Below are 12,410 nucleotides of genomic sequence, written 5' to 3' on the forward strand. Positions count from 1 at the left end.
GCCGTCACCGCCCCGGGTGGCGCCGCCTGCCGTCAGGCCGTCGCGGACCCGGGGAGCGCGGTGCGGGCCGTGCCCGGTGCCGCCTCCGGCCCGGTGGCGTCGGGGGCCTTGGCCGGGCGCGCGCGGACCCGGTCGTTGCGTCCGCCGCCGCGCACCAGCAGCACGCTCAGCGCGGCGAGGAAGCCGACGACGGTCAGCCCGACCAGACCGCCCCTGGTGGAGCCGGTGGCGTCCTCGATGAGCCCGAAGGCGGTGGGGGCGACGAATCCGCCGAGGTTGCCGATGGAGTTGATCAGCGCGATGCCGGGGGCGGCGGCGCGGGCGTCGAGATAGCTCTGCGGGATCGTCCAGAACACCGGGGAGGCGGGCTTGAAGCCCATCGCGGCCAGGCACAGCGCGCCCAGGCCCGCCCAGGGCGAGACGAAGACGGCGAGCAGCGTGCCGCAGCCGCCGAGCACCAGCAGGACGGCCAGGACCGGGCGCCGCTTGCCGAGGCGGTCCGAGACCCGCCCGCTGACGTACACGGCGGCGATCGCGCACAGCCACGGCACCGAGGTCAGCAGTCCCACCTGGAAGTCGCCGAGTCCGCCGATGTCGTCCACGATCGACGGCAGCCAGAAGGTGACCGCGTACAGGGCGACGTTGATCGCGAAGTAGATCCACAGGAAGAGCAGCATCTGCGGGTCGGCGAGCAGCCTCCAGCGGGAGGCGTGGGCGCCGGTGCCGCGCCGGGCGTCGCGTTCCTCCTGCTCGGCGTCGATGACCGCGACGAGACCGGTCTTCTCCTCCTCGGTGAGCCAGTCGGCGGTCTCGACGCCGGAGTCGAGGAAGCGGTAGACGACGAAGCCGAGCACGACGGAGAAGACGCCCTCGATGAAGAACATCCACTGCCAGCCGGCGTGGCCCCACACGCCGTGCATCTCCATCAGCGCCCCGGAGACCGGGCCGACGATGACGGTGGCGGTGCCGGAGCCCATCAGGAAGACCGAGGTGGCCCGGCCGCGGTGGGAGTCGGGCAGCCAGCGGGAGAAGTAGTAGATGACGGCCGGGAAGAAGCCCGCTTCCGCGACGCCGAGCAGGAAGCGCAGGGCGTAGAACATCTCCACGCTGTTCACGAAGGCCATGGCGGTGGCGACGACACCCCAGCTGATCATGATGCGGGTGAGCCACACCTTCGGCCCGTAGCGCTCCATCAGGATGTTGGAGGGGACCTCGAAGAGGGCGTACGCGATGAAGAAGATGCCGGCCCCGAGGCCGAAGGCGGCGGCGGACAGGCCGACGTCGGCACGGAGTTCGTCCTGGGCGAAGCCCAGGTTCACGCGGTCCATGTAGTTCGCGACGAACATGACGAAGAACAGCGGGACCACCCGGCGGAAGATCTTGCGGACGGCCGACTGGACGGCGGGCGAGTGCGCTTCGGGGGGGACTGCGGACACGAGCGGCTCCGATCGTGGCAGGTGGAGGGAGGGGGAGGCGCGGGGCCGGGCGGCACTGGCTCCCGGCCCCGCGCGCGGTCACCAGCGCGGGACCGCCGGTGTGACCCACGCGGGGTCGGCGACGCGCATCGCCGCCGCGTCGTCGCGGTCGCGGAGCGCGCCGTCGTCGTCGAGCCACCGCCGGTGCAGGCGGTCCAGCCGGTCGCGGTCGAGTTCGACGCCGAGGCCGGGCGCGTCGGGGACCCGTACGGTGCCGCCGTCGAAGGCGATCCGCTCGGTGAGGACGTCCTCGGACTGCCAGGGGTAGTGGGAGTCGCAGGCGTGGTGGAGGTCGGGGACGGTGGCCGCGACGTGGGTCATGGCGGCGAGGCTGATGCCCAGGTGGGTGTTGGAGTGCATGGACACCCCGACGCCGAAGGCGCGGCAGATCGCGGCGAGGTGCTGGGTGTTGCGCAGCCCGCCCCAGTAGTGGTGGTCGGAGAGGACGACCTGCACGGCGCCCCGGGTGAACGCCTCCTCGATCTCGGCGAAGGTCGTCACGCACATGTTGGTGGCGAGCGGCACGCCCGCCCGCCGCCCGCCGGCGCCCCGGCCCGGGGCGTCCCGCAGCCGGGCGGCGACCTCGGCCATGGCGGGCGTGCCCAGCGCCGGGTCCTCCAGGTACTCCAGGACGTCCCCGAGTTCCTCCGCCACCCTCAGCGAGGTCTCCACGGACCAGGCGCCGTTGGGGTCCAGCCGCAGGGGGTGCCCGGGGAACGCCTCGGCCAGGGCGCGTACGGCGGCGATCTCCTCGTCCGGCGGGAAGACCCCGCCCTTGAGCTTGAAGGAGCCGAAGCCGTACCGCTCCTTGAAGACGCGGGCCTGCGCCACGATCCCGGCCGGGTCGAGGGCGGCGCCCCAGTCGTCCTTCTCGGCCGGCACGCCCTCGGGGTGGCCGGCCCACTTGTAGAACAGGTAGGCGCTGTACTCGACGGCGTCCCGCACCTTCCCGCCGAGCAGCGCGTGCACGGGCAGGCCGAGCGCCCTGCCGAGGGCGTCCAGGCAGGCGACCTCGAAGGCGGAGACCACGGACAGGCGCAGCTTGTCGGCGGTCTGCACGCCCCGCAGCCCGCCGACGTCGACCTGGCCGGAGACCCGGGAGGCGTCGACGGCGACCTCCTGCGCGACCGTGAACAGCCCGTTCAGGTCGCTCACCCGGCGGCCCACCAGCCGGTCGGCGAAGGGCCGGGCCAGTTCCAGGTACTTGGTGTCGCCGTAGGTCTCGCCGAGGCCGGTCGTGCCGTCGGCCGTCACCACCTCCACGATCAGGCGGGGCGTGTACGGCTGGTGGACGCCCTGGGTGTTGAGCAGCGGCGGGTCGGCGACGAGGATCGGCGTCAGCCGGACCTCGGCGATGGTCAGGTCACGGGTCACAGGGCGGCTCCTACGAGGTCGAGTCCGGTGGCGAGCAGGGTCTTCAGGGCGGCCAGGTCGGCGGCCGAGGGGTCGGTGAGCGGGGCGCGCACGGGTCCCACCGGGCGGCCGCGCAGCCGGGCCGCCGCCTTCACCAGCGACACGGCGTATCCGGGGACGCGGTCGCGCAGTTCGACGAGGGGGAGGTAGAAGCCGCGCAGCAGCGTGGCGGCCGCGGCCTCGTCGCCGTCGCGCAGGGCGGCGAAGAAGGCGTCCGCGATCTCGGGGGCGAAGGCGTGGACGGCGGAGGAGTAGGCGGGGACGCCGACGGCGGCGTAGGCGCGGGCCTGGATCTCGGCGGTGGCGGCGCCGTTGAAGAACAGGAAGCCCTCGGGGGCGGCGAGGGTGAGGCGCTGGAGGCGGTCGAGGTCGCTGTGGCCGTCCTTGAGGCCGATGACGCCGGGGATCCGCGTGACGCGCCGGAACGCCTCGGCGCCGAAGGCGACCTGGCCGCGCTGGTAGGCGATGAGCGGCAGCCGGGTGCGGGCGGCGATCTCCTCCAGCTGGGCGACCAGGCCGTCCTGCGGGGCGGCGACGAGGTAGTGCGGCAGGACGAGCAGGGCGTCGGCGCCCGCGTCCTCGGCGATGCGGGCGAAGCGGACGGCCTGCGCCCAGCCGTAGCCGACGCCGGCCACGACCGGCGTCCGCCCGGCCGCCTCCTGGACGGCGATCGTGACGACGCGCCGGTACTCGTCCTCGTCCAGGGAGAAGAACTCGCCGGTGCCGCAGGCGGGGAAGAGGGCGCCGGGGCCGGTGGCGAGCTGGGCGGCGACGTAGTCGCGGTAGCCGTCGGGGTCGAGGGACCCGTCGGCGCGGAAGCTGGTCAGCGGGAACGACAGCACGCCGTTCGCCATGCCCTTCGCGAGCCGTGCCGCCACGGTGCCGGTGTCGAGACTCACCCTCGCCATCTCCCTATGTAGACGTCATCCATGTATGGAGATGGAGGTTAGATACGCGAACACGGCCCGTCAATGGTCCGGAGCCGGCGATTACGATCGGCTCATGCCGGGGACGGGGAGCGGGACAGGGAGCGCGGCGGGCGGCGTCCGCGAGGTGAAGTCCGCGGCGCGCACGGTGGAGCTGCTGGAGCTGCTGGCCGCGCGCGGGGACCGCCCGGCACGGCTGCAGGAGCTCGCGGACGAGCTGGGCGTGCCGCGCAGTTCGATGTACGCGCTGCTGCAGACGCTGATCTCGCGCGGCTGGGTGCGCACCGACGTCACCGGCTCCCTGTACGGCATCGGCATCCACGCCCTGCTCACCGGCACCAGCTATCTCGACTCCGACCCCCGGGTGCGGGCGGTGCGGCCGTACCTCGACGAGGCGTCGGAGGCGCTCGGCGAGACGATCCACCTGGGGCGGCTGGACGGCCGGGACGTGGCCTACCTGGCGACGCGGGAGTCGCACGAGTACCTCAGGACGATCAGCCGCGTGGGGCGCCGGCTGCCGGCGCACGCGGGCGCGCTGGGCAAGGCGCTGCTGGCGGAGCGGCCCGACGAGCAGGTGCCCGAGGGGCCGTACGAGGCGCTGACGCCCCACACGCACACCGGCCGGGAGTCCCTGCTGGCCGATCTGGCGCGGGTGCGGGAGCGCGGCTACTCCGTGGACCGGGAGGAGGGCGTGCTCGGCATCGTCGGGTTCGGGTTCGCGCTGCGGTACGACACGCCCGCGCAGGACGCGATCAGCTGCTCGGTGCCGGTGGCGCGGCTGACGCCGGAGCACGAGCGGCGGATCGTCGCGGTGATGCGGGAGATCCGGACGAAGGCGGAGGCGTCGGTCCCGGCCGGGGGCGGGTCCGTCCACTGGCGGTGACGCGCTCTTCTACCCGGCTTCTCCCGCCGCAAACACCCACGTGCTCAGCATCACACCCGCGCGCCTCCCTCGGCCCTGCCCTCGCTTGATACAAATTGCCCGCGCGTTCCTGTCCGTCGACGGGCGTCGCTCTCTCCCCCTCCGCCGAGCCGCTCCTTCCGCACGCCCTGGGAACGCCCGTGTCCGCCCCCCGCACCACCCCCCGGTCCCTCGTCGCCCTGTTCACGGCCGGGTACCTCGCCTCGTATCTGCTCCCCACCACCGTCGGCAGACTCGACGCCGGCCTTCCGCTCACCGCCACGCAGGCCGGTGCCGTCGGCAGCGCCCTGCTGCTGAGTTCGGCGTCGGCGGGTTTCCTGCTCGCCTCCCGGGTCGACCGGATCGGGCCGCGCGTCCTGGCGCGGCTCGGCCTCGGCCTCGCGGTCCTCGGCTACGGCGGCGCCGCGCTCACCACCGCCGTCCCGGCCGTCGTGGCCGGCGCGGTCGTCGGCGGCTTCGGCTCCGGCACCGCCACGACGGTCGCCGCGAGCGGCATCGCCGCGCAGCGGGACCCGCACCGCGCCTCCGCGCTGGGCCTGCTGACGGTCTCCGCGCTGGCGGGCACGGTGTACCTGACCGTCCCGCACCTCGGCCCGGGACACGGGCTGCCGCTGGCCGCGATCGCGCTCACCGCGCTCGCCGTGTGGCCGCTGACCGGCCGGCTGCCCGCCGCCGCGCCCGCCGCCCGCCACCGGGGCCCCGGCGCCCCGCTCCCCCACCGCCGCCGCGGGCTGGTCCTCGCCGCCGCGATGCTCGGCTGGGCCCTCGCCCAGAACTCCCTGTGGGGCGTCAGCAGCCGGATCGGGCTGACCCAGGCGCATCTGACCGAGGCCGCCCTCGGGGTGGTCCTCGCCGCGGCGCTCGGCGCGGGCCTGCTCGGGGTGCTCGGCGCGGGCGCGCTGGGGCCGCGGTTCGGGCGGGCGGTGCCGATCGGGGCGGGGACGGCGGTCATCGCCGGCTGCGTCGCGCTGAGCGCGTCCGCGACCGGCCCGGCGGGCTTCGCGGCCGGCGAGATCGCCTGGAACGCGCTCTACCCGGTCGTGCTGTCGTACGTGATCGGCCTCGCCGCCTCGCTGGACGCGCGCGGCCGGTGGGCCGTGCTGGTGGGCTCGGCGTCCTCGCTGGGCACGGCGGCGGGGCCGCTGGCCGGCAGCGTGCTGTCCGCGCGGGCCGGCTTCCCGGCCATGGGCGCGGTCCTCGGCCTCGTCCTGCTGGCGGTCGCCGTGCCGATGACCGCCGTCGCCCTGCGCGCCGACCGGCGCCGGCCGCCGGTCGTCGAGATCCCCGTGGACACCCCGGCCCTCCCCGCCCGCCGCGCCTACGACACGGCGGCGGCCGGCCCGGCCCCCGGGACCGGCTGACGGCCGGCGGCGGCCCGCAGGCGTGCGCCCCGCTACCCGAAGGCGTACGCCTCCACCTCGGCCAGGTACCGCGCCCGCCGCTCCTCGTCGTGCTCCAGGAAGGAGGCGAGGAAGGAGTTGCGGGCGAGTTCCCGCAGCCGCTCCTCGGTCAGGCCGAGCGTGTCGCGGACGGCGTCGAAGTTGTCCCCCGCGTAGCCGCCGAAGTAGGCCGGGTCGTCGGAGTTGACCGTGCACAGCAGGCCCGCGTCCAGCATCGCGGGCAGCGGGTGGTCGGCGAGGGTGTCCACCGTGCGCAGCCGCACGTTCGACAGCGGGCACAGCGTCAGCGGCACCCGCTCGCGCACCAGCCGCTCCACCAGGGCGGGGTCCTCCAGGCACCGCAGCCCGTGGTCGATCCGCTCGACGCCCAGCACGTCCAGGGCCTCGGCGATGTACTCCGGCGGCCCCTCCTCACCGGCGTGCGCCACCCGGCGCAGCCCGAGGGCGGCGGCGGCCTCGTAGACCCGGCGGAACTTCGCCGGCGGGTGTCCGACCTCGGCGGAGTCCAGGCCGACGCCCGTGATCCGGTCGAGGTACGGCTCGGCGGCCCGCAGCGTCCCGAGCGCCGCCTCGGCGGACTCGTCCCGCAGGAAGCACAGGATCAGCTGCGTGGACACGCCGTGGTTCTGCTCGCTCTTGCCCAGCGCCCGCCACAGCCCCTCGACGACCGTGCCCATGCCGACGCCGCGCGCCAGGTGCGCCTGCGGGTCGAAGAAGATCTCCGCGTGCCGCACGCCCTGCGCGGCGGCGCGGGCGAGGTAGGCGTTCGCGAGGTCCTCGAAGTCCTGCTCGGTGCGCAGGACGGTCATGAGCTCGTAGTACAGGTCCAGGAAGGACTGCAGATCCTCGAACCGGTACGCCGCGCGCAGCGCGTCGGTGTCGGCGTACGGCAGCTCGACGCCGTTGCGCGCGGCCAGGGCGAAGGCCAGCTCGGGCTCCAGCGTGCCTTCGATGTGAAGGTGCAGTTCGGCTTTGGGGAGGGGCATCGAAGTATCGTACGGGTGTTTCACCGACGCTTCGGGACCGGCACCCGCTGCAGGTCCTGCGCCACGGTCAGCTCCCCCTCGAACCCGGCGGCCCGCGCCTGCCGTTCGAACTCGTCCGGGTCCGGGTAGCGCTGGCTGAAGTGGGTGAGCACCAGGTGCCGTACGCCCGCGTCCCGCGCCGCCCGGGCCGCCTGCCCGGCGGTGAGGTGACCGTGCTCGGCGGCGAGCGCGGCGTCCTCGTCGAGGAAGGTGGACTCGATGACGAGCAGGTCGCAGTCCTCGGCGAGCGCGTGCACCCCGTCGCAGAGCCGGGTGTCCATGACGAACGCGAACCGCTGGCCGCGCCGCACCTCGCTGACGGCCTCCAGCGGGACGCCGTCCAGCACGCCCTCGTGCTGGATCCGGCCCACGTCCGGGCCCTTGATGCCGTGCGCGGCCAGCCGCTCGGGCAGCATCCGCCGCCCGTCGGGCTCGACCAGGCGGTAGCCGTACGACTCGACCGGGTGGGACAGCCGGTGCGCCTGCAGCGTGTAGGCGGGGGTGGCGGCGAGGACGCCGTCGGCGGCGACCGGCGCCTCGGTCAGCCGGACCGTCTCCCGGTAGGCGGTGGCGTACCGCAGCCGGTCGAAGAAACGCTGCCCGGAACGCGGGTAGTGCGCGGTGACGTCGTGCGGCACCCGGTCGAGGTTGATGCGCTGGATCACTCCGGCCAGGCCCAGGCAGTGGTCGCCGTGGAAGTGCGTGACGCAGATCCGGTTCAGGTCGTGCGCGGCGACCCCGGCGCGCAGCATCTGGCGCTGCGTGCCCTCGCCGGGGTCGAACAGGATGCCCTCGCCGTCCCAGCGCAGCAGGTAGCCGTTGTGGTTGCGGTGCCGGGTGGGAACCTGGCTGGCGGTGCCGAGGACGACCAGTTCACGTACGGACACGGCCGCTCACCCCGGGGGCCACTGCAGGCCGCGGCCGCCGAGGACGTGGGCGTGGGTGTGGAAGACGGTCTGGCCGGCGCCGGTGCCCGTGTTGAACACGATGCGGTAGCTCTCCAGCTTCTCCTCCTCCGCGACGGCCCCGGTCTCGCGCAGGACGTCCGCCGCGAGCTCCGGCGCGGCGGCGGCGAGGGCGGCGGCGTCCGGGTAGTGCGCCTTGGGGATCACCAGGACGTGGGTGGGCGCCTGGGGGTTGATGTCCCGGAACGCCACGGTCGTCTCCGTCTCGCGGACGATCGTCGCCGGGATCGTGCCCGCGACGATCTTGCAGAACAGGCAGTCGTCCTGCGGTTCCCCTGCCATGCGGTCTCCTCGGGAGGTGATCGGGTACGGGGGCATCGTAGCGAGCGGCGCGCGCCGGGCGTCCGGCGCGCCCGCGGTCACGGCAGCCGCGGCGGCGTCCTGGCGGGGGTGGTCTCCAGGGCCTGGAGGGCCAGCCGGATCGCCTCGTCCAGCTGGGTGTCGCGGCCCGCCGCGTGGTCCTGGGGCCGCTGGACCACCTCGACGTCGGGGTCGACGCCGTGGTTCTCCACGCCCCACTCGTGGCCCTCCAGCCAGAACGCGTACTTCGGCTGGGTGACCAGCGTGCCGTCGACCAGGCGGTAGCGGCTGTCGATGCCGATGACGCCGCCCCAGGTGCGGGTGCCGACCACCGGGCCGAGGCCGAGCGCCTTGATCGCCGCGTTGACGATGTCGCCGTCGGAGCCGGAGAACTCGTTGGCGACCGCCACGACCGGGCCGCGCGGCGCGTCCTGCGGGTAGCTGTAGGGCCGCATGCCGCGCGGCACGCCCCAGCCGACGACGCGCCGCGCCAGCTTCTCCACGACCAGCTGGGAGGTGTGCCCGCCGCGGTTCTCCCGCAGGTCCACGACCAGGCCCTCCCGGGCGACCTCCACCCGCAGGTCGCGATGGATCTGGGCCCAGCCGGGCGCCTGCATGTCGGGCACGTGCAGATAGCCGAGCCGGCCGCCGGACCGCTCGTGGACGTGGGCCCGCCGGCCGGCGACCCAGGCGTGGTAGCGCAGCGGCTCCTCGTCGGCGACGGGGACGACCACGACGTGCCGCGGTTCGCCGCCGCCGGCCGGGAGGACCGTCAGCTCCACCGGTCTGCCCGCGGTGCCGACCAGCAGCGGGCCGGGCCCGGTGACCGGGTCGACGGGCCGCCCGGCGACCGCGACGATCGCGTCGCCGGGCCGCACCGCGACGCCGGGCGCGGCGAGCGGGGAGCGGGCGTCCGGGTCGGAGGTCTCCGAGGGCAGGATCCGGTCGACGCGCCAGCCGCCGTCCGCGTGGCGGGACAGGTCGGCGCCGAGCAACCCCTGCCGGGCGCCGCCGTGCCCGCCGCGCGGTACGACGTACGCGTGCGAGGTGCCGAGCTCGCCCTGCACCTCCCACAGCAGGTCCACCAGGTCGTCGTGGGTGGCGACGCGGTCCAGGACGGGCCGGTAGCGGTCCAGGACGCCGTCCCAGTCGACGCCGTTCATGTCGGGCCGCCAGAAGTGGTCCCGCATGACGCGGCCGGCCTCCTCGTACATCTGCCGCCACTCCGCCGCCGGGTCGACGGTCTGCCGTACGCGGCCGAGGTCGACGGTGACGTTGGTGTCGCTGTCGTCGTCGTTCGAGGCGCGCCGGTCGCTGGGGACCACCTTCAGCCGGCCGTCGGTCCACAGCAGGACCCGCTTGCCGTCGCCGCTGACCTCGAAGTGGTCGGCGTCGGCGGCCAGGTGCTCGACGCGCTGCTGGGCGAGGTCGTAGCGCTCCAGCTCGCTGCCGGGGTCGGGGGCGTCGGGCGCGGCCCGGGAGGCGCCGAGCACGCCGGTCACCGGGTGGCGCAGCCACAGCACGCCGTCCTTCGCGGCCCGCAGGCCGGAGTAGCGGGCGGCCTCGACGGGGAAGGGCACGATCCGGTCGGCGAGCCCCTCGAGGTCGATCCGGGTGGCGGGGACGCCCTCGCCGTCGGGGGTCTCGTCCCGGTCGGGCGTCTCGAAGGGGCGGCCGTGCCGCTGCGGCCCGAAGGGGGACGGGGTGGTCGCGGCGAGCGTGATCAGGTGCGGGCGGGCGCCCTCGACGAAGGCCAGGTCGAAGACGTGCTCGTCGTAGACGGGGTCGAAGGCGCGGGTGGACAGGAACGCGAGGTGCTTGCCGTCGAGGGTGAACGCCGGGGCGTAGTCCTGGAACCTGAGCGGGGTCGCCTCGGTGACCGACAGGTCGGTGGTGTGGGCGAGCTTCAGCTGGCTCAGGGGGCGCGGGCCGGGGTGCGACCAGGCGAGCCAGGCGGAGTCGGGCGAGAAGACCAGTCCGGACACCTCCCCGTCCGCGCTGCGGTCCACCTCCCGGACCTCGCCCGTCTCCCGCTCGACGAGCAGCAGCCGCCCGTCGTGCGCGGCGACCGCGGCACGGCTGCCGTCGGGCGCCATGGCGAGTTCCAGCACCCGGCCGAGCCGCCCGGCGGCCAGGCGGCGCGGGGTGGCGCCGGGCGCCAGGCCGGTGGCGGGCGCGAACTCCAGCGCGTCGGCGCCCTCGGCGTCCGTCACCCACACCGCCCACTCCTCGCCGTCCACGCGGAAGGCGCGCGGCAGCCGGGCCCGTACGCCGGGCTCGGCGGCCAGCGCGCGGGCCGGCCCGGAGCGGTGGGTGACCCAGTGCACCGCGCCGCGGACGCCGACGGCGCTGCCGCGCGCGGTGTGGTCGGGGGCGGCGGAGCCCAGCCAGCGGGCGGCGTTCACCGGGTAGGGCTGGAGGTCGACGCGCGGCCCGCCGAGCCGGATGCCGAGGCGGCGCGGCTCGGCGCCGTCCAGGTCGTCCAGCAGCCACAGCTCACCGGCCGAGGAGTACACGACGCGGGTGCCGTCGGTGGCGGCGTGCCGGGCGTAGAAACCGTCGATCGGGGTGTGCCGGCGCAGGTCGGAGCCGTCGGCGAGGGAGGAGTACAGCGCTCCGGTGCCCTCGTGGTCGGAGAGGAAGGCGATGCGCTCCCCCACCCAGCACGGACACTCGATGTTGCCGTCGATTCCCTCGTGGAGCCGTACGAACTCCCCGGCGTCCCCGGCGCCCGCCCCGTCGCGGGCGCCCCGGTCGATCCACAGCTTGCCCGCCGTGCCGCCCCGGTACCGCTTCCACCAGGCGGCCTCGCGGCTCATCGTCGCGGACAGCAGCACCGTGGCCGGTCCGAACGCCACGTCGCCGACGGGCCCGTGGGGCAGGGTGTCGGCGGGGCCGCCGTCGAGCGGGACGGCGCGGGCCCAGGTGCGGCGCAGGCCGGCCCGGCCGTGGGCGCTGAGGGCCAGCACCCGGCCGTCCGGGGTCCAGCCGCGCACCCGTGTCTGCCCGTTGCCCCAGTACGTCAGGCGCCGGGCGGGGCCGCCCTCGACCGGGGCGACGTGCACCTCGGGGGCGCCGTCGCGGGTGGAGGTCCAGGCGAGGGCGGTGCCGTCGGGCGACAGGCGCGGGTGGGTCACCGGCACGTTGTCGGCGCTGACCCGCCAGGCCCGCCCGCCGTCGAGGGGCGCGAGCCACACGTCGTCCTCGGCCGTGAAGGCGACCAACTCGCCGTGCAGATGCGGAAAACGGAGGTACCCCGGGGAGACGGCGGGGGCGGGGGAGGCCGCGGACTGTGTCACCCGATCACCCTACGCAGGGGCGGCGTCACGGAACAGGGGTTGCGGACGCTCGCCGGGCGCCTCACCGGCCGCCCGCCCGCCCCGGTCACTTGCCCTGCGGCCAGCATCCGGGGTCCTCCCGGCACCAGACGGTCCTGGTGACGGTCACCGTCGTGGTGGGGCCGGGCTGCCCGGCGGTGGGGCCGCCGGCGGGCGGGGCGCCGGTGGCGTCGCAGTTCCCGAGCCCGTCGACGCGGAACACCACCTTGCCGTCCACCTTCGCGGTGAGGTCGCCGCGCACGCAGGCGCCGTCCACGGCGTGGGTGATCCTCCCGGTGACGGTGATCTCCTCGCCGTCGTCGGTGGCGCCCTCGCAGTCGACGGTGGCGACGGTGTCCTCGCTCGCGGACGGCGACGCGCCGCCGCCGTCGTCCCCGTAGGAGGCGGTGCACGTGAGCCAGCGCACGTTCGCCTTCCGCCGGTCCAGTTCCTCCGTCACGGCCTCGTCGGTCGTGTACGCCACGGACGCCGAGCTCAACGCGCCCGGCTCGCAGGCCACGACTCCGCCCACGGCGACGACCGCGAGCCCCGCAACGGCCGCCGCCCTCGTCCCGCGCCGTCCCCGCCGCCGATCGGTGATCCGCCTCAACGCCCCCATGGACGGCAGCCTGCCACCGACGCGGGCGGCGCGGTAGAGCGCATACGG

General features: G+C 75.3%; 10 protein-coding genes. 2 read left to right on the forward strand and 8 right to left on the reverse strand.

All coding sequences use genetic code 11. The features are described 5' to 3' along the window. Window positions 1-32: 32 nt before the first annotated feature. From ACIBAI_RS01255 to ACIBAI_RS01265, 3 genes are all read right to left on the reverse strand, one after another. On the reverse strand, window positions 33-1,436 hold the full coding sequence (locus tag ACIBAI_RS01255) for an MFS transporter (RefSeq protein ID WP_399030329.1): 1,404 nt from the start codon (window positions 1,434-1,436) through the stop codon (window positions 33-35). A 78-nt stretch (window positions 1,437-1,514) separates the two neighbouring features. Continuing rightward, window positions 1,515-2,849 (reverse strand): glucarate dehydratase family protein, encoded by a 1,335-nt coding sequence (locus ACIBAI_RS01260; protein WP_399030330.1) that lies wholly within the window; start codon window positions 2,847-2,849, stop codon window positions 1,515-1,517. Continuing rightward, window positions 2,846-3,787, reverse strand: coding sequence for a 5-dehydro-4-deoxyglucarate dehydratase (locus ACIBAI_RS01265; RefSeq protein ID WP_399030331.1), 942 nt, complete (start codon window positions 3,785-3,787; stop codon window positions 2,846-2,848). Before ACIBAI_RS01265 ends, ACIBAI_RS01260 begins: the two co-directional genes overlap by 4 nt. 103 nt (window positions 3,788-3,890) lie before the next feature. Here ACIBAI_RS01265 and ACIBAI_RS01270 point away from each other — a divergent pair, with 103 nt between their 5' ends. After that, the gene (locus ACIBAI_RS01270) at window positions 3,891-4,697 is read left to right on the forward strand and encodes an IclR family transcriptional regulator (protein WP_399030332.1); all 807 of its coding nucleotides are present in this window, start codon (window positions 3,891-3,893) and stop codon (window positions 4,695-4,697) included. A 179-nt stretch (window positions 4,698-4,876) separates the two neighbouring features. After that, window positions 4,877-6,097, forward strand: a complete 1,221-nt coding sequence (locus tag ACIBAI_RS01275) for an MFS transporter (RefSeq protein WP_399030333.1) — start codon at window positions 4,877-4,879, stop codon at window positions 6,095-6,097. A gap of 32 nt (window positions 6,098-6,129) precedes the next feature. On the opposite strand, the gene ACIBAI_RS01280 is transcribed toward ACIBAI_RS01275, so the two are convergent. The 5 genes from ACIBAI_RS01280 to ACIBAI_RS01300 form a co-directional block, all read right to left on the reverse strand. Then, window positions 6,130-7,122: an adenosine deaminase gene (locus ACIBAI_RS01280; protein WP_399030334.1), complete on the reverse strand. Its 993-nt coding sequence runs from the start codon at window positions 7,120-7,122 to the stop codon at window positions 6,130-6,132. A 20-nt stretch (window positions 7,123-7,142) separates the two neighbouring features. Further along, window positions 7,143-8,048 (reverse strand): ribonuclease Z, encoded by a 906-nt coding sequence (locus ACIBAI_RS01285; RefSeq protein WP_399030335.1) that lies wholly within the window; start codon window positions 8,046-8,048, stop codon window positions 7,143-7,145. 6 nt (window positions 8,049-8,054) lie between these two features. After that, window positions 8,055-8,408 carry a histidine triad nucleotide-binding protein gene (locus ACIBAI_RS01290; RefSeq protein ID WP_399030336.1) on the reverse strand — a complete coding sequence of 118 codons (354 nt, stop codon included), beginning with the start codon at window positions 8,406-8,408 and terminating at the stop codon, window positions 8,055-8,057. A 77-nt stretch (window positions 8,409-8,485) separates the two neighbouring features. Further along, the gene (locus ACIBAI_RS01295) at window positions 8,486-11,725 is read right to left on the reverse strand and encodes a S41 family peptidase (protein ID WP_399030337.1); all 3,240 of its coding nucleotides are present in this window, start codon (window positions 11,723-11,725) and stop codon (window positions 8,486-8,488) included. A gap of 85 nt (window positions 11,726-11,810) precedes the next feature. Then, window positions 11,811-12,362, reverse strand: a complete 552-nt coding sequence (locus ACIBAI_RS01300) for a hypothetical protein (RefSeq protein ID WP_399030338.1) — start codon at window positions 12,360-12,362, stop codon at window positions 11,811-11,813. Window positions 12,363-12,410 lie beyond the last annotated feature (48 nt).

Source organism: Streptomyces sp. NPDC051041 (assembly GCF_044456065.1).
GTDB lineage: Bacteria > Actinomycetota > Actinomycetes > Streptomycetales > Streptomycetaceae > Streptomyces > Streptomyces glaucus.